General features: G+C 47.9%; 25 protein-coding genes and 2 pseudogenes. 7 read left to right on the top strand and 20 right to left on the bottom strand.

All coding sequences use genetic code 11. The annotated features are described in order from the left end of the window. Positions 1 to 53 precede the first annotated feature (53 nt). From HMPREF0083_RS21825 to HMPREF0083_RS21845, 6 genes and pseudogenes are all read right to left on the bottom strand, one after another. Positions 54 to 368: a YunC family protein gene (locus tag HMPREF0083_RS21825; protein ID WP_021624005.1), complete on the bottom strand. Its 315-nt coding sequence runs from the start codon at positions 366 to 368 to the stop codon at positions 54 to 56. 166 nt (positions 369 to 534) lie between these two features. Continuing rightward, the gene (locus HMPREF0083_RS21830) at positions 535 to 2,049 is read right to left on the bottom strand and encodes a phospholipase D-like domain-containing protein (RefSeq protein ID WP_040304410.1); all 1,515 of its coding nucleotides are present in this window, start codon (positions 2,047 to 2,049) and stop codon (positions 535 to 537) included. A gap of 79 nt (positions 2,050 to 2,128) precedes the next feature. Then, positions 2,129 to 2,335, bottom strand: coding sequence for a DUF1657 domain-containing protein (locus tag HMPREF0083_RS21835; RefSeq protein ID WP_029197844.1), 207 nt, complete (start codon positions 2,333 to 2,335; stop codon positions 2,129 to 2,131). An 88-nt stretch (positions 2,336 to 2,423) separates the two neighbouring features. Beyond that, positions 2,424 to 2,723: pseudogene (locus tag HMPREF0083_RS29970) on the bottom strand (CBO0543 family protein); the annotation flags it as partial. A gap of 12 nt (positions 2,724 to 2,735) precedes the next feature. Next, complete coding sequence (locus HMPREF0083_RS29520; RefSeq protein ID WP_245191367.1) at positions 2,736 to 2,999, bottom strand: hypothetical protein; 264 nt, start codon at positions 2,997 to 2,999, stop codon at positions 2,736 to 2,738. A gap of 60 nt (positions 3,000 to 3,059) precedes the next feature. After that, a complete protein-coding gene (locus HMPREF0083_RS21845; RefSeq protein WP_021624011.1) occupies positions 3,060 to 3,533 on the bottom strand; it encodes a hypothetical protein in 474 nt (157 codons plus the stop codon). 36 nt (positions 3,534 to 3,569) lie between these two features. Between HMPREF0083_RS21845 and HMPREF0083_RS28365 the strand changes: the two genes are divergently transcribed. Continuing rightward, positions 3,570 to 3,758: a hypothetical protein gene (locus HMPREF0083_RS28365; protein WP_148316038.1), complete on the top strand. Its 189-nt coding sequence runs from the start codon at positions 3,570 to 3,572 to the stop codon at positions 3,756 to 3,758. A gap of 1,061 nt (positions 3,759 to 4,819) precedes the next feature. Here the strand turns inward: HMPREF0083_RS28365 and HMPREF0083_RS21860 are convergent. Next, entirely contained in the window at positions 4,820 to 5,023 is a 204-nt protein-coding gene (locus HMPREF0083_RS21860; protein ID WP_021624015.1) for a hypothetical protein, read from the bottom strand. 237 nt (positions 5,024 to 5,260) lie between these two features. Here HMPREF0083_RS21860 and HMPREF0083_RS28375 point away from each other — a divergent pair, with 237 nt between their 5' ends. Continuing rightward, complete coding sequence (locus HMPREF0083_RS28375; RefSeq protein WP_153784608.1) at positions 5,261 to 5,434, top strand: hypothetical protein; 174 nt, start codon at positions 5,261 to 5,263, stop codon at positions 5,432 to 5,434. A gap of 174 nt (positions 5,435 to 5,608) precedes the next feature. On the opposite strand, the gene spoVAE is transcribed toward HMPREF0083_RS28375, so the two are convergent. The 4 genes and pseudogenes from spoVAE to HMPREF0083_RS21880 all read right to left on the bottom strand — a co-directional run. Then, positions 5,609 to 5,959 carry a stage V sporulation protein AE gene (gene spoVAE, locus HMPREF0083_RS21865; RefSeq protein ID WP_005832063.1) on the bottom strand — a complete coding sequence of 117 codons (351 nt, stop codon included), beginning with the start codon at positions 5,957 to 5,959 and terminating at the stop codon, positions 5,609 to 5,611. After that, positions 5,956 to 6,975, bottom strand: coding sequence for a stage V sporulation protein AD (spoVAD, locus tag HMPREF0083_RS21870; protein WP_007784321.1), 1,020 nt, complete (start codon positions 6,973 to 6,975; stop codon positions 5,956 to 5,958). The genes spoVAE and spoVAD overlap by 4 nt, the downstream gene beginning before the upstream one ends. Before the next feature lies 1 nt (position 6,976). Then, positions 6,977 to 7,456, bottom strand: a complete 480-nt coding sequence (spoVAC, locus tag HMPREF0083_RS21875) for a stage V sporulation protein AC (RefSeq protein ID WP_005832062.1) — start codon at positions 7,454 to 7,456, stop codon at positions 6,977 to 6,979. 44 nt (positions 7,457 to 7,500) lie between these two features. Continuing rightward, a pseudogene (locus HMPREF0083_RS21880) lies at positions 7,501 to 8,286 on the bottom strand (YetF domain-containing protein); the annotation flags it as partial. Here HMPREF0083_RS21880 and HMPREF0083_RS21885 point away from each other — a divergent pair. Next, a complete protein-coding gene (locus HMPREF0083_RS21885) occupies positions 8,269 to 8,802 on the top strand; it encodes a spore germination protein (protein ID WP_021624019.1) in 534 nt (177 codons plus the stop codon). The pseudogene HMPREF0083_RS21880 and the gene HMPREF0083_RS21885 sit on opposite strands and share 18 nt — an antisense overlap. Beyond that, positions 8,799 to 9,935, top strand: coding sequence for a Ger(x)C family spore germination protein (locus tag HMPREF0083_RS21890; protein ID WP_021624020.1), 1,137 nt, complete (start codon positions 8,799 to 8,801; stop codon positions 9,933 to 9,935). Before HMPREF0083_RS21885 ends, HMPREF0083_RS21890 begins: the two co-directional genes overlap by 4 nt. 149 nt (positions 9,936 to 10,084) lie before the next feature. Here HMPREF0083_RS21890 and HMPREF0083_RS21895 read toward each other — a convergent pair whose 3' ends face one another. From HMPREF0083_RS21895 to HMPREF0083_RS21930, 8 genes are all read right to left on the bottom strand, one after another. Next, a complete protein-coding gene (locus HMPREF0083_RS21895) occupies positions 10,085 to 10,699 on the bottom strand; it encodes a recombinase family protein (RefSeq protein WP_021624022.1) in 615 nt (204 codons plus the stop codon). A gap of 401 nt (positions 10,700 to 11,100) precedes the next feature. Further along, positions 11,101 to 11,667, bottom strand: coding sequence for a cupin domain-containing protein (locus tag HMPREF0083_RS21900; RefSeq protein ID WP_378433030.1), 567 nt, complete (start codon positions 11,665 to 11,667; stop codon positions 11,101 to 11,103). Positions 11,668 to 11,881: 214 nt separating this feature from the next. Next, the gene (locus HMPREF0083_RS29975) at positions 11,882 to 12,934 is read right to left on the bottom strand and encodes a peptidoglycan DD-metalloendopeptidase family protein (RefSeq protein WP_021624024.1); all 1,053 of its coding nucleotides are present in this window, start codon (positions 12,932 to 12,934) and stop codon (positions 11,882 to 11,884) included. Next, positions 12,931 to 13,539 (bottom strand): YqhG/Tai3 family protein, encoded by a 609-nt coding sequence (locus HMPREF0083_RS21910; RefSeq protein WP_021624025.1) that lies wholly within the window; start codon positions 13,537 to 13,539, stop codon positions 12,931 to 12,933. Before HMPREF0083_RS21910 ends, HMPREF0083_RS29975 begins: the two co-directional genes overlap by 4 nt. Then, entirely contained in the window at positions 13,539 to 14,003 is a 465-nt protein-coding gene (locus tag HMPREF0083_RS21915) for a hypothetical protein (RefSeq protein ID WP_040304422.1), read from the bottom strand. Before HMPREF0083_RS21915 ends, HMPREF0083_RS21910 begins: the two co-directional genes overlap by 1 nt. Before the next feature lie 926 nt (positions 14,004 to 14,929). After that, the gene (locus HMPREF0083_RS21925; protein ID WP_040304428.1) at positions 14,930 to 16,096 is read right to left on the bottom strand and encodes an IS110 family RNA-guided transposase; all 1,167 of its coding nucleotides are present in this window, start codon (positions 16,094 to 16,096) and stop codon (positions 14,930 to 14,932) included. A 481-nt stretch (positions 16,097 to 16,577) separates the two neighbouring features. After that, positions 16,578 to 16,730 (bottom strand): hypothetical protein, encoded by a 153-nt coding sequence (locus HMPREF0083_RS28380; RefSeq protein WP_155847246.1) that lies wholly within the window; start codon positions 16,728 to 16,730, stop codon positions 16,578 to 16,580. An 11-nt stretch (positions 16,731 to 16,741) separates the two neighbouring features. Next, positions 16,742 to 17,113 (bottom strand): hypothetical protein, encoded by a 372-nt coding sequence (locus tag HMPREF0083_RS21930; RefSeq protein ID WP_021624030.1) that lies wholly within the window; start codon positions 17,111 to 17,113, stop codon positions 16,742 to 16,744. 172 nt (positions 17,114 to 17,285) lie between these two features. On the opposite strand from HMPREF0083_RS21930, the gene HMPREF0083_RS21935 reads away from it, so the two are divergent. The 3 genes from HMPREF0083_RS21935 to HMPREF0083_RS21945 all read left to right on the top strand — a co-directional run bounded on the left by HMPREF0083_RS21935 (position 17,286) and on the right by HMPREF0083_RS21945 (position 19,169). Beyond that, positions 17,286 to 17,609 (top strand): helix-turn-helix domain-containing protein, encoded by a 324-nt coding sequence (locus HMPREF0083_RS21935; RefSeq protein ID WP_040304430.1) that lies wholly within the window; start codon positions 17,286 to 17,288, stop codon positions 17,607 to 17,609. 157 nt (positions 17,610 to 17,766) lie between these two features. Continuing rightward, on the top strand, positions 17,767 to 18,099 hold the full coding sequence (locus tag HMPREF0083_RS21940) for a helix-turn-helix domain-containing protein (RefSeq protein ID WP_021624032.1): 333 nt from the start codon (positions 17,767 to 17,769) through the stop codon (positions 18,097 to 18,099). Between the two features lie 461 nt (positions 18,100 to 18,560). Further along, positions 18,561 to 19,169: a PBECR4 domain-containing protein gene (locus HMPREF0083_RS21945; protein ID WP_021624034.1), complete on the top strand. Its 609-nt coding sequence runs from the start codon at positions 18,561 to 18,563 to the stop codon at positions 19,167 to 19,169. Positions 19,170 to 19,305: 136 nt separating this feature from the next. On the opposite strand, the gene HMPREF0083_RS21950 is transcribed toward HMPREF0083_RS21945, so the two are convergent. After that, positions 19,306 to 20,106: an arsenite methyltransferase gene (locus HMPREF0083_RS21950; protein WP_021624035.1), complete on the bottom strand. Its 801-nt coding sequence runs from the start codon at positions 20,104 to 20,106 to the stop codon at positions 19,306 to 19,308. Positions 20,107 to 20,424 lie beyond the last annotated feature (318 nt).

A 20,424-nucleotide genomic window follows, 5' to 3' on the forward strand; every position in this document is an offset into this window, starting at 1 on the left:
TAATCCAATGTCTATTCTAAGGGGTGCACTTCACCTTAAGTATGGATTTAAAATTAACTAACCTCGTTTACCATCTTTAAAAGCGCATCTGCTCCTTTCATCCCAGGGCAAATTCCGCGTAATTCCGCCTCTGTGGTCACCATATCGAGTGGGGCATCCAGCAATTGCTCTATTGTTCGTACCCCGGTTGCGCGTCCTGCCACAATGCGGCGATCGTTTAATTTCTCATTTAACAAACGAATATCAAGCGCTCCGCACATGATATATCCGTGATCGGTTGTGATGGCCAGAAGTGTTGTTTTGGGCAGGGCGACCTCGATACTTATAACCTGATGACCTTCAACTTCAATCGGTTTCATCATGATCATCTATGATGCAGCTCCTTTTTTTCTACACTATATGCCGGGCGTGATATTTGCACCATAGACTGTTGCCCAAATCCGATATTACTTGTATTCGTTGGAAGCCTTCTCCCCTTTCGCCATATACATGTGTAAATTGGACTTCGATTCAATTCCATGTAATTTTTGAGATTTATAACAAAGGAGATAACAAACGCGCTGCTTGATCAAGCATGCGCTCGGAAGAAGTACGATGCATATGATCTTCCAAACGATATGGAGTAGCCTCGGCGAGATCCCGTTCGAATTGTTCCGTAAGCTCCCGGGCCACATCAGAATGATACATCACTGCACACACTTCGTAGTTTAAACGGTAACTACGGAGATCGTAGTTGGAAGAACCCACTTCGGCAATCTCGCCATCGATAATCATGACTTTGGCGTGCAATACCCCTTTGTTGTACTGAAACACATTGATCCCTGCTTCCACGAGTTCGCCATAATACGTACGGCTTGCACCTCCTGCAACTTTAGGAATCACTTGGCGCGGCACCAGTAATCTCACTCGAACGCCACGCGCCGCGGCTGTTTTGATGGCCATAATGATATCCGCATCGGGTATAAAATAAGGGTTGGTCACGTCGATGGTTCGGGTCGCCTGCGTCAGGCAGATGAAATGCATTTCCCGAATGACCGGAGTAGGCAGCCCGGGATTGCCTTCGAATATCTGTATATAGACGTTATGCGAATCCTTGGATGGGGAAGCTTTTCCCATGTGGGTGCCTTCCATCGTTCCCAGCTCCGATCCCCATTCCCATCCGTATCCTCGTTCTGTTTTGCCGGATGGAAATGGATGAATGGCTTTATCGTCAGAAAGTTGAGCCGATTCAGGGAGAAATTTTGCCTTTCTCGTTGAATGGAGCATGTCCGGTGACGCCATTTTCCAGTGAGCCTCAAAAACGGCTTTCACATCATCCGCTGTTTCGCCGGTTAACCGCATATGAGTGTCGCGCCAAAAATCGACATCCGGCTTCATTCCGGTATACTCGTCCCCAACGTTGATTCCTCCCATGAAGGCTTCCTTTCCGTCGACGATGACGATCTTGCAATGATCCCGGTATGTCAAGTTGGATAGTACCCAGGGGAATCGCAAGGGAAAGATGGTCCTGCATTCAATGCCTGCTTCCATCATCCGGCGAACCGCATGTTTGGGAAACGACCGGCTTCCCCAGCCATCCCTTATAAAACGAATGTTCACACCGGATAAAGCCCGGTCAATCAGCACATCTGTGATACGTTTACCGATATGGTCATTCCGGTATATGTAATATTCCAGATCGATTGTCTTTTGTGCGGCCTGAATTGATTGAAGGAGTTTTCCGTAGGTTTCCATCCCGTTCGTGAGGATTTGGACGTAACCGGTTCGAAGGCCACTGACAGACAAAGGTTGCAAAGCCCGAGCGATAACAAAAGCGGAGTCACCACATGCTGGAGGCAACGCTATCGGGTTATTGTGCGAAGAAACGAGCTTGTCCCGCCGCATTTGCACAGGATTCGTTACGAACAGGTAACAAACGAATCCGATAATCGGTAATACAAGTCCGACTGATATCCAAGTCAACGCTTTGGCGGGGCGGCGCACCTCCCGAACCGCAATAATGATCAACAGTGCCGTATTTACTAGCCATAATCCTGCTATCCATGCCAAGAAAATCAACCTCCCAATCCAGTCATCTACGAGGGAATAAAGGGGCAGCCATGCCGAGAAGAGATCGGCATGGCCTTTTTTAGAAACCTTTATACTGCGGTTCTTCCTGTTCAATTTGTTGTAACCGTGGAGTGACCTGGTCAATAATGTTTTGTGTCTGTTGCGCTGCATTTGTGAACGTGGTTTTGGCCTGCTGGTTTTGTGTATTTAACGCAAACTGTTCAAAGCTGGCCTGTGCGCTTTTTAATGAAGCTACTGCTGTTTTCACTTGAGAAGCTACCGTCATGTTGATCACCTCCTGAAATGGCATCCATATTTAATATGTCAACCCGTCAGAAAAATAATGAATGGTAAAATTTGATGATTGGCTATTGTCAGGGGTTAGAGTCTTCCTGAAAAGACTTACCGCAATCTATGCCCTTCTTGGCAATGCTTGAAGCCAGCAAGTACAGCCCAACATAGATAGGAAACGAATAGGTATGTTTCCAGTGAACGGGGTGGTATAAATCGGCCATTTGTGAGACCGGCTCGGCCACAAAAGCGGAAAATCCCCCAAATAGGAGAGCTTTGAACAACGGATGTATGCCAGACTTGTACTGGTGTAAGAACATAACCGTGACGGGAACAAGTGAAAAATTCCATGGAAAATTGGCCGGCATGAACGGTATGACTTCCCAGTGATAATGCTAGAGTCCCATGGCAATCCCAAGCTGGTCCAGCCACGATGACACGATAATCATCGTAAACCCGGATAGGAGAAACTGTCCCGTAGCTCTCTTATCCCGAAATCCGATCCAAAATAGCCAGGGGCATATCGATAAACCTACTCCAAACCACCATTGCCGCGTAAACAGTACGTGAGTGCGCCAAATGTCAGTCATGTTGCGGTGTGCTTCAACAATCAATTGATAGGCTTGTTGGATTGCATGATGAATCTGATTTTCGTCCACCGATGCCACCCCTTTCCGTTATCCGGATACCGATCGTTTTTCATCCGATATGTGCCTGCTTTATATTCGCGAGTTTCCATACAGTATATTCGACGTAACAAATACGCCAACCGGCGGCAACGAAGTTGAAGGCGGTTGCGGTGGGACATAGCCGCTATACCCCGCCAAGCTTATATCAGTTGTCGCTACCCAGGTTCCATATTCGCCCGCCTGTAAAGAGGGGGGGAGCATTTGCAGACGTCCGGTGAGAACCAGATGCCGAAGTTGAATCTGGACATCGTCATAGATGGTTAAATGGCCGGAGTAGGCGGCGTAGGGGGAATGAAACATGATCTGCTGCGCGCTTTCATTCCAGCTTCCTTCAATCGGAATCGACGTTCCGCGAAATTGGATGGTGCCTTGAATTTGTTGGTCCGGCAAAACACGCATCACGAGCTTGCCCCACACAACCGGTCTTCCGGCGACAGATGCATGAACTCCCCATATGGAAAAGGGAGGTAAACTCTTTGTACTTGTTTGAGCCGCAACGGACATGATTCATCACTCCTCAAAGTTGGATCACGTCATTATATGCGTCCTCTGCAAAAATGCCAGTCACTGGGCATGAATTCTTTACAGATAACCGAACATGATCAAGTAAAAGAAGATGGACAGTATCGTCATCGGGATGCTCCAAACCCGTTTTTGATGAAAGTGAAGCATCAGAAACATGTGTACATCAAGAAAAGCGACCACCAGCAATTCCAGCCGCGGGAGTAGGTAATATAACCGAGGCGATATCCAACCCATTCTACACCGATATAGATCAGCACCCATTTTGCAATGTGAACCGCAGCCTTCCATTCGACTTCCGGAAAACGAGTCAGGTAGAGAAAAGCAGTCAAAGGATAAATGCAAAAGGTGTCCAGCATAACAACGCCGGTATAATGGATCAGTTGATCCGGTTCCAGACGCCACACATAAAATTTTTCGTGCGAAAAAAATTCGTAAAGCAATGGATATTCATCTCACTTGTCCATTGATGGCGTCTTTCTCTTATATTGGTTGTTTCTTAAAGCAGACAGGTTTCGAACAAAATTGTTTCAACCCATCCCAGTTGCCCCAGATGCAATTTTTACATCGATTCGGTTGTCTTGGGGCAGAGGTAGTCCGGTTTTCAACGCTTGTACTGAATGTTCGTGACATGCAGGCATCCGCCTTTCCAAATTTATGCAAACAGCATTTAAGTTATCCAGAAACGAATCATCCTATTCCGCCAAGCAGTAATCCGCATCGTGAAAGTTCCGCTTGGATTCGATCCCATCTACCCTTGTCCCCTGCATACAAATATCAAAGGCCGGAGCTGCCCATTTTGGGCAACAGCCGGCCTTTTGGTGGTCCTATTTCGCAGGATAAGTTGTCTTCGAATGATACAATGAATTTTCCAACTAACGCACGGAGCAAGTCGGACATTTGTTTAATCGGAATGCGGTTTGCAGCATTTCCTCGCTCTTCGCCGTTTGCTCCTCTGTCATGGCCGCCACCTCCTTGGGACAAAACGAAGTATGAATCGGTTCGTTAAAAAAACTACCGGCATTCTACCTATGGCTCGAATCGCAAACATTTTTCACGCACTGATTCTCCCAGTTGTTGCAGAAGTCCTCATATACTTGCTCAACGCCACAGTCGGATATCATGTGCCTGGCCAAAAAGTCATACCAGAACTGGTCGAAAGACAAGGGCATCCGGGTTCCATATTGGGAACGAAGGGTTAAATAACGGTCCCAGATTTTGATTCGGAATGCTTCCAATTCATCACATCGCCCCATGTCGGTTCGCCTTTAAGCGGCGCTGGTGCCGCTGGGTATTTCTGATGTTTTCGCTCTTTCTTCGGCCATCTTTTGAAATTGTTTCGCTCTTTCCAGATGAAAGGCACGCAATTGGTCTTGATACTGAGCCATTTTCACGTGCCAGTCGTACATTTGCCTGACATAAGCGGCGTGGTCATGCGTATACATGGGCATTTCCTGTTTGATAAACTGCATTTGAAAACATTCCTCCTTGGGTTAGGTAAAGTTGAACTTACAGCATTAGTCTATGGCAGGCGCATAGAAGCGACAACGGCATCCGCCCGGTTTCCGGTCATTTTATCGGGTTGGTTGTCTATATGCAGGCGGAAACACAGCCTTTTGGGGACCTGACTCCTATGATGCATAAAGGATATGAAAATCGGAATAATATCAGTTGCATATTCTGAAAATGGCGAATGAAAAGGAGAAAGTATGGAAAAAAGCGAACTTAAATCACAATTTAAACAGCGAATCAAAACGACAAGTAACAAATCTCCAATAATCTTGGATGGAAAGGCAAGTGAAAATGTTCCAACCGAGCCGAGTTTAATGGAGCGAACCAAAGAAGTGATGGAGAATATAGGAACCGAAATAAATAGCGTCTGACAGTATATGGCTTTTATAGCTTGGTCAACGTAACCTTTGAGATTATCGATGGGGACATTCCGTACAGATTGGAACAAGTAAATGTTTCTCATAATCAAAACCGGCCGGTTAGGGATCGCCCTGACCGACCGTTACAGTGTATTTTAGCCAACGAAATTCGGATTGGGCCCCGTATTATCCTTTGGGTTTTACGAACAATGCAGCGAGAAACGAAAAAATAATCGCTGCGGATATTCCGGCACTGGTCACTTCGAAAATTCCGGTGATGATCCCAATCCAGCCATTGCTCTTTAGTTCTTGAAGCGCACCATGGACAAGAGCGTTACCAAAGCTTGTAATCGGGACCGATGCTCCTGCCCCGGCAAATTCAATCAGCGGATCATACCATCCAATTCCGTCGACAATCGCGCCCAATACAACAAGCAGGGTCATGGTGTGGGCCGGTGTAAGTTTCAAGACATCAAAACAAAATTGTCCGAAAACACAGATTGCACCTCCCACCAAAAAAGCCCAAAGAAAAATCATAATATCTCCCTCCCTGCCTCTATGGATACGGCATGAGCGATACAAGGAATGCTTTCCCCTTGTTGAAATGAAATCGGGGATAGCAGCGCCCCCGTAGCGACAACGAGGATTCGTTTCAGTTCACCTCTTCGCATCCGATTTAGCAAATGTCCATAGGTAACAACTGCCGAACAACCGCAGCCGCTTGCTCCGGCTTGAACCATTTGGGTTTCATAATCGTAAATCATCATCCCGCAATCGGAATATTCGGTTTGCTCGATGGGAAAGTTATGTTTCTTAAACAATTTACAGGCGATTTCATATCCGACTTTCGCAAGATCGCCGGTAACGATCAAATCGTAATAACCCGGTTCAATTCCCAAATCTCGAACATGCGCCTCAATGGTGTCTACCGCTGCAGGAGCCATCGCTGCGCCCATATTAAACGGATCTTTAATGCCCATATCGATAACCCGGCCAATGGTGGCAGATGTAACAACCGGTCCGTCACCTTCCATGGATACGATGGCAGCACCGGCCCCGGTTACCGTATATTGGGCGGTTGGCGGTTTTTGCGAACCGTACTCGGTCGGATATCGGAACTGTTTCTCCGCACCGGAATCATGGCTGCATGTCCCCGCCAATACAAATTTCGCCGAACCGGAATTTACAAGGTTAGCTGCTAATGCCAGACTTTCCATCGAGGTTGAACAAGCGCCAAACACACCGAGGTAAGGGATCGATAATGTTCGCGCGGCAAAACTGCTGCTAATGATTTGATTCATCAAATCCCCTCCTATGTAAAACTGGACTTGTTCCTTTGTCAACCCCGCATTTTCAATAGCCAGTTTTGCCGCTTCTTCAATCAATGCCTTTTCTGCTTTCTCCCAGCTCTTTTGTCCCATCATGGATTCTCCATGGACAATGTCAAAATCTTTGGCCAGCGGGCCTCTTCCTTCAAATGGACCCACTACCGTTGCTGTTGATCGGATGAACGGCTTGTTCTCAAATAGCCAACTCTGGTGTCCCTTTAACATATTAAGAGCCTCCCCCGCCTTTGATCAGCAAATGTACAATTCCTACCGCAAAGGCGGCGACTGTACCAAATACAATAACCGGTCCAGCCAGTTTAAACATTTTACCGCCAACACCGAGCACCATACCTTCACTCTGATGTTCAATCGCAGCGGATGCCATCGAATTCGCAAATCCCGTCACAGGCACTGCGGAACCCGCACCAGCCCATTGGGCAAACTTATCGTACACCCCCATGCTGGTCAGAATGACAGAAAGGAGTATCATAACCGCCACGGTAGGGTCTCCAGCTTTTTTCTCATCAAAGCCGCCCCAATGCACAAACATTTCCTGGATGGCTTGTCCAACCAAACAAATGGCCCCGCCAGCTATAAACGCACGAATGAAGTTTTTGAGTATGGGCCTCGGAGGTTCGACGCTTTGCGCCAATTCTTTATATTCCTGTTGTACCCGCGTTAAATTTTTCTTTATATTATTTGCCATGAACATCCTCCTCGAATTTCAGCTGACGTATAATTGGCGAATTGTTAACGAATCAGCAATGGTTTAACTTCATCAATAATCTTTTCTAACGCTTTTGAACATTGCTCGTACATCTGCTTTGTATTTTGTTCTTTGGTAGATAAGCCAAACATTTCGAGATCCGCTTCACACTTTTTCAATGTTGCAAGCAACGCGGCTTTTTTCTGGGGTTTCGGTACTTTGATCTGATCATCAAATAAATCAACGTATAGCTGGCCATAGGAATCCACCTGTCCAAGAAATACGTTATCAATCGAAACACCTAATTTCTCCAGTTCCGTATCCAGCCATTTCCTGTTTAGACCTATCGTGGCAAGCGGTTCGTCCATTATTTTTCCATCCATAATGACCGATTGAGGTTCTTGTTCTGGCCCGACATTTATTCCCAGGTGTTTAGGCGTTAACGGTTGATTTTCCTTGGTTAAAAGAACGCTAACGTCACCGCTTGACTCCATGATGGCGAATTCAACATCGGCAGCTTTGAACACATTCTTTATTCGAAGCTGTTCCATAAGTTCATCCGTGGTAATCCTTTCTTTTTTTAGGTTATCCTCCATGATCTTGCCGTCCTTAATGAGCACTGTTGCTTTGCCGTCGAATAGGTCTCTTGCCGTTTTGCTTTTCAGCTGTAAAAATTCAATCCCTAAAGAAACAACGGTCCAAACAGTCATCGAAACCAAGCCCAGATACCAAGTGGACTCCAGATCCAACGAAACGTAAGCTGCAAGGCTGCCGATCGTGATTCCGGTGATATACTCTTTCATCAGGATCAGTTGCCCTATTACCTTCTTGCAACAATTGGCATCAACCGATTAGGCATTCCTCTTGGCGTGGCAGGGGAAATGTTTCTCGCGCTCATCTTTTTGGAAATATTGCGGGAAGCCGGTATTCGGTTGCCTTCAGCAGTAGGATCTACAGTTACGGTAGTGGGAGGGCTCATCTTAGGGGATGCGGCCATACGCGCAGGATTTTTATCCCCTAGCATTGTTGTCATAGGAGCACTTACGCAAGTGTTCGGTTCGACTTTATCCAACCAGTCACTTGCTGGGACAATGAGCATTTTGCGCTTCTTCATGTTCGCTTTGTCTGCCATCTTGGGGATCTATGGTTTTTTACTTGCTTTGTTTATCGTGACAACTCATTTAGCCTCTTTGCGTTCATGCGGTTTGCCTTACCTGGCTCCGGTTTCGCCTCTATATGAAGACTTCGCCAATGCCTTGTTCCGATTACCATGGAGATGGCGGAAAACTCGGCCAGACATGCTAAATACTCAAGATTCTACAAGCCAAGGGGATAAGCAGAAATGAACGCATACAAATTTACCGCAGTTCTTCTGCTTCCCTTCTTTCTCACCGGATGTTGGAGCAAATACGAAGTGCAAAACATGAATTATGTAACTGCTGTTGGAATTGACTATGCGGATGGTCAATACATCATTTATGCGCAGTTGCTCGATTTCTCGACAGTGGCAAAACTGGAAGGACAACAGAAAGCGGAACAGCCTCCGGTCTGGATCGGTAGAGGAAAAGGTATCTCATTTACAGAAGCAGCGAATGATTTATACAGCACTTCGCAACAAAGGTTAAACTGGGGACAAATCTCTGCAATCTTGTTTAGCGAAAGGTTATTGAAGGAACGAAAAGTCGGTGAAGTGTTGGAACTGATCGACCGATATCGTGAGATAAGGTACTTAGCTTGGGTGTTCAGTACGCGCGATCCCCTTGACGAGGTCTTAATTGCGACTCCATTTTTCAGATTATCGCCAAAAGCATCGATTCTACATAACCCCGAACAGAATTATCGGCAGCGTTCTATCCTCGCTCCGATCCGCCTGCAAAGATTTGTAATGGATTCTAACGAAAAGGCGAAGACAAGCTACATACCAGAATTATCTGTTCGAAAGGATCAATGGAAGGAAAATCAAAAACCGCATGAGCTGCTTAGATATTCAGGCATACAAATATACGATAAGGACAAATATTACGCACGCATGAGCCTCGAAGAAATAAAAGGATTGCCATGGCTGAATAAACACACAATCCGACTGCCCGTTGACTTGTTTTCCGATAACAAGCTTGTTGCAGTTCTCGTCGCAGTAAAACCCGAATATGACGTCAAACCAAGGGTTAAATATGACAAAGCATATTTCGATATTTCCGTTAAGGTGAAGGCCGGAGTAAATGAGCTACATGCAGACGTTACGGAGCAAGAACTCACGCAACTGGCTCAAAAAGAAATTGAGCATCAAATTAGGCAGACCTTTCAAACCGCGTTTGAAAAGAGAATAGATATTTATAATCTGGGGGAATCTCTTTTTCGCAAGAATCCTTATGAATGGAAACGGATTGCATCCGGGACTGTGCTAAACAAAGATTCCTTACGAAATATCAATGTTAATGTACAAATCGTGTACTCTGGCAGGTATAAACTTTCACCTTGATGTTTGAGTGATTTACTTTGCGGGTGGTGTCAGCTTCGCTGGTACTACCCCAAAAAGAAAAAAGCAGCGCCGGTGAAGGAGCTGCGATCATTGTTTTCGATTAATTATAACTGGCACCGGGCGAAACGAAATAGACGCCGTGGCAACAGCTAGAATCGCTCATTGATTTCCTCGTATTCCTTCACTCGCCGGTAAAACGTAGGCTTTTTCATACCGATCCGACGCATAGCCTCCATCGCGGAAAGCTGGCCAGCTTTCCATTCCTGGTACGCTTCCACAAACTTTTCGTCGATCTCCTGCTTGGGCCGACCGAATATAACGCCGTCCGCCCGGGCAACCTCGATCCCTTCCGCCTGCCGCTGCCGGTTCTTCTTGCGCTCCTGCTCGGCCACGTATGCCAGCAGGCTTAAAAATTGGTCTTCCATCACTTTGCCGAAATCGCCCATCGTTTTAAACTTCCGGGAGTCGAACAACGTTTCGTTATCCAGGCATACGATGTCAGCGCCGACTTCCCTCGTGATGTACTTCCACTCGGTAATTATGCCATCGTAATCCCGGCCAAGCCGGTCCAGCGCATCAATATACACCAAGTCGCCTTCCCGGATCATCAGACGCATAGCCTGATAGCGTGGGCGGTCGAAGTCCTTGCCGCTCTGCTTATCGACAAAAATAAACCGATCTTCAATGCCCAGCTCCCGAAACTTGACGAGCTGCCGTTCCGAATTTTGATCCTTAGCCGACACACGGCCATATCCCAGCTTCATATGACTTTCTCCCCCGTATTCGTCTCAAAATATCCATGTCGAATGTGAAACGTCTCTAAAGTTATTTTAGGATATTTTGAGACGTAAATACAGGCATTTTTCCCGCGTATCAAAAAGCATGCTTTTCGAGACGTACTTCATTTCGATAACTACTAAACAGGGAACAATTACAGTTCCGCTAATGTCTCCTACCCAAAGACCTGCTAACATTGTCTGAGTATCTAAACGAGCTAGCGCCCCCCCGAAACATGGGGGGTTACATATTGCCTATATATAATCAACGTATTTTGTTAGGGAATCACGAAAAGCAGGTCACAACTGGAACCTGCTTTTCCTGTCATTCAACTTTGTATCCGTTTTTAAATAAGGTGCTACAAATAAACGATTTCCACTTCAACCATCTAGTAATGATGGCTTTCTTCGGTAGCTATGGCAATTGGTTTTGTTTGTTGAACTGTGCCATACGGATGTTGAGGAGGTGCATAAATAGAGTAAAGTTTAATTGGCTTATTACCCGTATTGGTTAGATTGTGCCATGTTCCAGCAGGGACCATGATTGCAAAATTTTCATAGACCTTTTCTTGAAAATCTAATCTGTCTTTACTTCTACCCATTTGAAAAATTCCTTGACCTTCTTCGATGCGTAGGAATTGATCGAGTGCCGGATGAATTTCTAAGCCGATATCTTCGCCAACATTGATACTCATCAAAGTGACCTGTAGATGTTTTCCTGTCCATAATGCGGTACGGTAGTTACTGTTTTGCTTTGCAGCCTCTTCAATATTAATTGCAAATGGATTTGGCCCGTAGTCCTTTAATGCAATGTTTCCGTAAAATTGATTTCTTTCATAGCAATTATAGGCATAATCGATAAAACAAGGGCTACCTTGGTTACTCCAATTGTTGATATGCCAGTTGTAATACATCGGATTAAGCCATTGATGTTGATAGCTTGATTGACGGTACAAATGCATTCTCCTTTCCTGTTTCATTACTCTCCTTCATCCTATGCAATTGCCTACTTAAAGGAGTGTAAAATGGGCGGGGCTGTTTTGTTTCCATTATTCGTAATCTGACGGTTTTTTTCGCCGGCAGAGCAGTCTGCGATCGTTCATTTTTTCGGCGAGACCCACTTGCTTCAAGTTGGCTACAGGAGATCCATTCTACTAAAAACCCCGAACATTACAAACCGATAAATGGAGACGGATCGACGCGCCGCCCATTTACAAAGATTTCAAAGTGCAAATGCAGGCCGGTGCTTTTGCCCGTGGAACCGCACACGCCGACCACATCCCCTGCCTGAACGACATCCCCGACCTGAACGGTCGTCTGTGACATATGTGCATACGTAGTCTTAAAGCCGCCGCCGTGGTCTACCCAAACAAATAAGCCGTAGCCTTTGCTATGGTCATTTGCGTCCTGCCAACCGGCAAACACAACCTTACCGGCTTTGGAAGCCGGAATGCGTTGCCCGGCCTGACAAGCAAAATCGATCCCCTCATGAGATGCGCCCGGCTTACCGGTTACCGGATCGATCCGAATACCGAAACCGGATGTGACCTCACCGGCAACCGGTCGTGCAAAGCCGCTTTCGGATGGTTCAATCACTTCAATTGGAATAAACCCTTCGGTCACGTAGAGTCTTGCATACATCATCACTTCCGCTACATAATCCTGACTGTGGTTGTAGGCGAAAATGGCACGTTCCAGGTTGCCGGTCGCCGCGCCGTTTTTGGCCAAATAGTTCGCGGCGGAAAAGATGGAGTCCCGCAGGCTCCACATGCTCGCCCGGCCGTCACGGTCTGCATCCACGCCATACCCAGCGTAACGGGCGATCATGGTCAAACTTGTCTTTTCTTCTTCGGTAAAGCTCCCTTTCCCTGCACCGTAGCACGATGGATGCGACCAACCTACCCACGTACACGGCATAAACTGCATGTGTCCTTCCGCCCCGACGCTTGAAATCATGGGCTGAAGCGTAGAAAATACCGTCTCGACGCGGTGATGCGCGGCCAGCAAGTTCCATGGAACGCCGTACCTGGCTTCCGCCTCTTTATAGATTGGAATATATTCGACCGGTATTTCACGTTCCCCAATCGGCGAGATTGACCCTCCCAAAAAGCCGTATCCGATACTTCCCCCGCCCATGAACAACAACGGAAAAAGAAACATTCCGCATAAAGCCACAACGAGCAGGATCGGAATTGCTGCGATCAGCCATCCCCATTTTTTCATTCCGGAATCGCCCCCGATCCCGGACGAATGCCTACATCATCAACCTTCCATTTCCCATCAGCTCGTTTGAGCAGCACCACGTAAAGCAGCAAGCCATCTTCATTCTTACCGTTGATATCGGTATGAGTCACCGTTACATCCACGTTGTACCACTGCTCGTCTGCTTCCAGCTCGGCCGGTGTCCATTCAGCGGTGACATACTCGGTTTTCACGCGCGAGAGCGTTCCCCGCCGCTGAAACGATGAAAGCTGCTTGTAAAAGGAATCGGTAATATAAGGCTTGGAGCGCTCCAGGTAAGCGTCCGGCCGTTCGCTATCGAACGGCACATATGCCTTTAGGAAATCCGGAAGAACGGCCTGTGCGCTACTTACGGATTCCTCTGTAATAGGCGGTTTATTCTTTACCATTTCCTCCGGCTCTGGCTGCGCTTCGTACTGGTGTACGTCTCGACGTTGTTCATGAACCGTAGCCGTTTCATTTTCCTTTGGTTGCGCGGCGCGTCTTCCGGAAAAAAATGACCCGATAAAAAGCGCGATCAGCAGCAGACCAATGATAATACTGAACCATGTTTTAGCCCGATCAGGAAGCTGTGGGGAACGCGCCATTAGCTCTCACGCTCCCCTTCGTCCTCCTCTAAGGAGGCATTCTTCGACGGCAGTTCCGTCGCCCCGGTTCGGGGGATAAGGTTATCCTGTGAAGTCATCGGAGCGGCTTCATGCGAAACGAACGGCATCTCCAATGATTCCAATATGGCTGATCCTCGCGCCGTCCGGAACGAATCGGAACGGGCCTCGGGCTTGGTCTGCCTTCTACGGTCCCCTCCCTGACGTCGGGAGTCTAATGAAACGGCCTCTGGCGCTGCCGTTCTCGTTCCATGTGGAACAGCTTGGACATATTCAGGAACGGCCGAAGGTACGGTTCTCCCCTCCTGCTGCGCCGGTTGCTGCATTGTCTCATGAACTGGTGCCGATGCATTCATGGGTTGCGGCGGCGTCGACACTTGCTCCCTTGGCTTGTCCATCCCGTTTTTTTCTTCATTGACTTGACTTTTTGGCCCTGAAACCCTCATCCTGGTCCCGCTTGCCGGTCGAGCCAGCGCGGAGCGTCTTCTTTCAAGGTTTGGAGCGTAGGGGCTTCCTTCGTGCTTCCTGGTCTTGCGTATGGAGTTTTCAAGGAACAGGTACATCCTGTATACCGCAGCCGTCGCAGATTTTAGAGCATATCCGGTTCTGGCTGGCAAGGGTCTGCCCGTCAGGGATAGGCAAAATTTTTTGAGCGCTCTTCTCAAAAAAATTTGACTACCCTTGCCAGCCACGGTTCGGATATGCTCCCATGCGACGGATCGGCTGCGGTGTACAGGATGTGGGCCTTGAAAAACGGAAGGAGCAAGGCCCGCGCGCGAAAGTACCCCTGCGCTGCCAGGCCGTTTTTGCTTCCTGGAACCCGCTTGCAAAGCTTTTGGCTTCCCCGACCTGCCCGAATCGCTTTTGGCACGATGATGAAATGGAGCGTCAGCGAAATGGAATCATCGTGCCGCCCTGCCCCGTAGAGCCATGATGGGTGCGGCAGCGTAAGCGAGAGCGCCCATCATGGATCGAGCGTTACCCCGAGAAACGCTTTTGCTTCCCTGCGAGGCCCGTTAAAAATCCCAATGGAACCCGGCGTCTTTCCGGGGTCGCTTGGGATTTAGGCCCGGTGAACTGGGGGAACCGGTTTCCTTCATTCGGATTCTGATGATTTTGGATCCAATGGCCACAAAAAAACGTTCGGCTTTCCGCCGAGATCCACGCAGCTCTTTCCGGCTGCAGAAGATCCATTCCGCAAAAAAAGCCGAACGATCCGGTTCATGCCAACCGTGAACCGCATGAAGCTGCGGAACAAAAACCAGCTAATGTTTGTCAAGCTTTGGCGTGTTGGTCTGCCGAGGAAAAGTTGTTATAATTTCTGTACACGCCAAATAAACCTCCGTTGGCGGAGGCTTTGGTTAAATATGGTTCACACTTGGAAGGGCTGGCCTTTCTTCAAGATGGCGTAAATGTGATGTAATAGCTTGTTGGCGCAAGCAATCACTGTCACCTTGTAGGGCTTGCCCTCTTGTCTTTTCTTATCGTAGTACGCCTTTAATCGCTCGTTTGTACATCTCCTAATTCCACACTGTACGGCTAAATATAGCGCTCTACGCAACCGTTTAGAGCCGCGTTTGGTTATCCGGGTGCTGGTCGCCACGAACTGACCGGAGCTATGCACACCTGGATCTAGCCCAGCGTAAGCCACAAGCTGTTTTGGATCTCTAAACTGACTGGCATTACCGATTTCTGCGATTAACGTGGCAGCCAGTTTATCTCCGATTCCTGGGATGGTTTTTAACAGCCCTACTTCCGGGATCCCCGTTGCTTCTTCTTCGATTTTCATTTCCAATTGACTCAGTTGCTCTTGCTGAACAAGCATAATTTCCACTATGCATAATAATGCCACCTTTTGAGCCGCACTAGACTTGTTAAACTCTGGTAGAGCATGGATTCGCCCCACTTTTTCCTGAATCCATGCTCTACCATGTGAGGTGCCAGCTGTTTCCCGGATCAATTCTTCAGTAACAACGTTACCTCTCAGCATAAGACGCAGCACCTGCAACGCCGTCTTGGAAAACAGATCGCTGAACACAGCTTCATATTCCGGGCATACTTGATCCAGCAATGCCCTTGCATTCAACTTCGACTGCACAAATTGGGATGTCATAAACTCATGCTGCCGAGTTAAATGCTGAATCTCCGTTATGTTATCCTCCCACCTGCGGTGCGGCTGCACATCGCCACGGTAATACATCTCCGCCAAATGCCAGGCATCCGCCGCATCTGTTTTCACTTTGCGTAACTGAGCACTCTTCGCGCGCTTAGAGAGGAGCGGATTAACGATGAAATACGTGACCCCTGTACGCTCAAGGTGAGCTACAACAATGCGATGGTAATGCCCGGTTGCCTCTAAGATAACAACAGGCTGTTTCCCCGTTTGTTGCTCCAGTAGGCGAATCACATCGCCTAGGCGTTCAAAACCGTCCTCAGTATGCCGAATAGCCTCCGGCTTGCCGCATGCTTCATTACGCTTCATGAACGCTTGAAATACACTCACACCTTTTGCCACGTCCAGTCCGATAACCGGTTCCATGTCAACTCCTCCTGATGTTAATCTAGCCGGCAATCCCACGATGGTTCCAAACCCACAGCTTCGCTTGTGATACGAGGTCAAGTCAAGTGCCTCAACCAGCTCAAACATGGTCATTGGGGATAGTGGGAGAACAGTTTTTGTGACGGGGTAAGTGCCCCAAAAAGAGCCACGTTCTCCCGGCTACCGCCATCATAGAACGACCATAAAAATAGGCCAACCAGAAATCTCTGGCTGACCTGATAATACGAAAAAGAGCCCCAGGCGCAAGGCCGAAGCTCAAAAAAGGGTAGAACAGCCGGAAATGACAAAACCGCCCCCTTGGTGCGGCATTGGACGCAAAGCCTCCCATAACGGTATGCCGGTGGCCGTTAGCAACCCTATGCGTCTACTTCAAGTCACCGGCCTTCCGGAGCGAGCTGCGATCCGTTGGCGCACGATCTATTCGTCGAAGCATTGAACGGCCGTGTCCGAACCATCCGGATTAGTCTGATTTAGAAGAATCTCGCCCCTCTTGCTTCCGGCGTTTGACTGCCTGCCGGTCCAGGACATATAACAAGCTAAAACAGATGACACCGAAGACAAAAATGGCAGCTCTTCCGGCAGGAGACATGTTGAATAATAGTTCGGAAAACATTGCCTTCCCTCCTAAAGTGCAAATGAAACGAATTGATAAGCGTAGTAGATCATGGCCCAAAAGGTAAGCACGATATAACCAACAAAGCCGGAATAAGCGACAGCCATACCGCCATAACCCCACAGCTTCCAGTACCAAGCGATCGGTTCCTCTTCTATCTCCATCCAAACCGAACGCGGCCGGGGCAAAGTCTGGTAGAAGTCCCAAACATTCAGGTGTGAGCGGTCTTCGTCATCGGACGCCTTCACTTCCCATCTTTTTACCGCGTCGCCTTGGCCTTCCCCTCCTCCTGCCAAATCGCGAAAAACAGCAGGATCATCAACAATAGCAGCAGCAAGAGGATGTCTGCCGGTTTCGTCAAGTTTGGAACCAGGATATTCCACACGATCTCCCCCCGATTATCTTTTAAGTTACATAATATGAGAAAAAACAAAACTTTTAGAGTACATTTTATCTTATAAGATAAGTTTACATCAAAAAAATTATCTCTTAGTACTCTGCATAGTTATGCCCAAGTTGCTTACACTCAAATGGATAGAAAGGAGTGTAACAACCGTGGCGTATACAACATTGCAACGGGTGGGCAATGCCGTCCGGCACACCCGATTAAGCCAGGACTTGACGCAAGAGGAATTGGCCGAACTGATCGGAACCAGTTATACCTATATCAGCTCCCTGGAACGCGGACAGCGCAATGTAACCATTCAAACCCTAGATCGAATCGCGCAAGCTTGTCGAACCGACTTGTTCCGGATGCTACAGCTCGACGGACCGGAGGATGAAACCATTATTGAAATGTTGGCTCTCTTAATGAGCCGTGACCCATTGGATCGTAAAAAGGTACTCAATATCGCACGAGAAATGTTCCGGTCCCAATGAGGAAATAAGGACGCGTTTGAAATCCCAAGATGTGGAAAGTATACACCAAAAGAACCCTTGAGTTCAATTATATTTTAGATATTTGAACTTTCGATACTCTCCAAGCGCATCATATCGTTGGTCTACACTTCTTAGTAGAAAGAGGTGAACGACCAGCGTGAGTCATCTAGCCAAAACGATAGGAGAGCAGATACGGCACTACCGCACATTGAGGGGTTGGACCCAAGAGCAATTGGCGGAAGTGCTAGAATCGCAAGGAACCTATATCGGTCGCGTCGAACGCGGCGAACAAAACATACAGCTTCAAACCTTGGAAAAAATAGCCGATGCGCTACATATAAACGTTTATGCCTTGTTCAGTGAACGCGATCCGTTTGAGCATCTAAAACAGGATGAATGGATATGGCAATCCGTGATGCTCCTCAAAGAGCAGAACGTGCAGGATCAGGAACGAGCCTTCCGGGTTTTGCGTGAAATGTTGAAACACTAAAGGGATGTTGCCCTGTTCGATTTCGGACATGGCTTCGCCCCCGGTGCTAAGAACAATCCCTCCCTGACTTCACTCCCTCGCCGCTACTCCAATAGATTGATTTCGCTCCATCCCAACTGTCCGTTGCACAATCCGGGTTTCCGTTGTATAATATACAGGCAAGATAAAGTAAATCGGAGCATAAGCTCGCACCATGGGCAACGTGGTGTTCCCTGCCGGGGGGACCATAATTTCCGTGTTTACCGACCGTTTGTGTTGCCGAATGATATGGATTTTCAGCAATTAGGAAACACTTATATATAGGGATCGCCAACGATCCGCACCACCGGGTAGCGTGGTGTTCCCCGCCGGGGGGACCATAATCTCCGTGTTTACCGACTGTTTTTGCTACCCATCAGCTTAACAAGGCGGCTCTGATGTGGATACATCAGAGCTTTTTTTGTGCAAGGAGACATGATTCCATGACGCTAACACTCGAACAATTAGTTGCCCGAACGGCCAAACCCTTGATCGCGGATATTAGCCTCCAAGTGCTTCAGCAGTTATATGAGCAATATCTTCTCCCCTACACGTTTACATATGAACTGGAGAACCATGAACCTGTTAAGCTGCATTTTGAAAAGGACAATTTCTGTCACCTGCTGGGTCTGGAAAAGATGGTCGCGGGAAAAGTACGTTCTCAAGACTTGAAATTGTATCGGGGGCCGGAAGGCTGGGACAACATCAAAAACGGCACGATTGACCGGGATCATATGCGGTCCCGCGCAGGCAAACCGAACTTTAACAGCCTGAAAGGAAAATGGATCTATTTTCTCGCCATTCCCCGCATCCTCACATCCGACACAGCCATGATTAAATTTCATAAATTAGGGGCAGAATTACTCATATACGGCGGTTTTGATAATGCCATCGTACACCTTGGCATATCCAGGCGAGAAGAAACCGAATTTAAAACGTGGTGTCCGCGCACCATTCTGGAAGAAGGCAAAACACCGCCGCTGTACGGAACCAAACATATCGACGGGCAACCAACACTTCGCATTGTTTCCTTTAAACAGGAAGCGAAATAAAATAGGGTACAAAACCGCAAGGCGCGGCTATACGCGCAAAGGCGAAGGCGCTGCCAGCTAACCGGCGGCGCCTTATTATTTAATGCCGTAACATGTTCAGCCCAACACGAGCTGCAACAGCTCGGCCCGTCATGGCTCAAGGCTTGATGGCACGTATCGCGGCGGACACCAGGTATTGTTCGACATTTGCGCCAGGAATCCAATCCTTGATGAACGTCCGGGATTCGTCTTTAGGTTCGATCTCAATTTGGGTAAAACCGCTTTGTGCAAGCATGGCCTCCAGTTCGCCGATGGAAGAAGCTCCTGAAATGCACCCTGAATAGATACGGTCGATATCCTGCTTGATTTCATCCGGAAAATCGGCTGTTGCCACGACATCCGATATGGCCAGCCTGCCGCCGTTACGCAGCACACGGAACGCCTCATCAAAAACCTGCTGCTTTGATGGGGACAGATTAATGACACAGTTTGAAATAATTACGTCCACCGAGTGGTCCTGAACCGGCAGATGCTCGATCTCGCCCAGCCGAAATTCCGTATTGGTAAATCCGCTTTTGCTGGCATTTTCGCGGGCGCGGCTGACCATTTCCGGTGTCATATCTACACCAATGACGCGGCCGGAAGCGCCTACCTGACGGGAGGCAAGAAAGCAATCAAACCCGCCGCCGCTGCCCAGGTCCAGCACGACTTCTCCCGGTTGCAAAGCGGCAATAGCTTGCGGATTGCCACAGCCGAGGCCAAGGTTCGCCCCATCCGGAACGGCTGTTAATTCTTCTGACGAGTAGCCCATTTTAGCGGAAACATCCGCGGCCGAACTACAGCAATCATTGGATGGCGCTGGCGTACAACAGGACCCCGCCCCTACGTCCTGTAAGGCGATTTCTTTATACCGATTCCGAACGTTTTGACGAATTTGATCATTACTCACTTGATTCATGAAAGATCACTCCTTAGTTTTTTATACAATCAACAGCAGCTCGCAGCGCAGCAAGCCGTTGGTGTTGCACGAATGATTGACCGCCTACTAAAGAATCGGACCGATTGCTTTTGCATAGCGTCTGACCATTTCCACGTTTCTCTAGCAGATCGTTCGATTTCCCTTTGGCGTTGTTTCATGAGCATTTCCGCAGCAAACCAATTGAGGTTCAAGTCGGTCCCATCCTTTTATCAAAAAAATGTAATGTAAGTATTCAGTGTTTAAGATGATGCAAAAGCTTTTTATGGTCAAGACCCCGATATGTAGACATTGAGAAAA

The organism is Aneurinibacillus aneurinilyticus ATCC 12856 (assembly GCF_000466385.1).
GTDB classification, from domain to species: domain Bacteria; phylum Bacillota; class Bacilli; order Aneurinibacillales; family Aneurinibacillaceae; genus Aneurinibacillus; species Aneurinibacillus aneurinilyticus.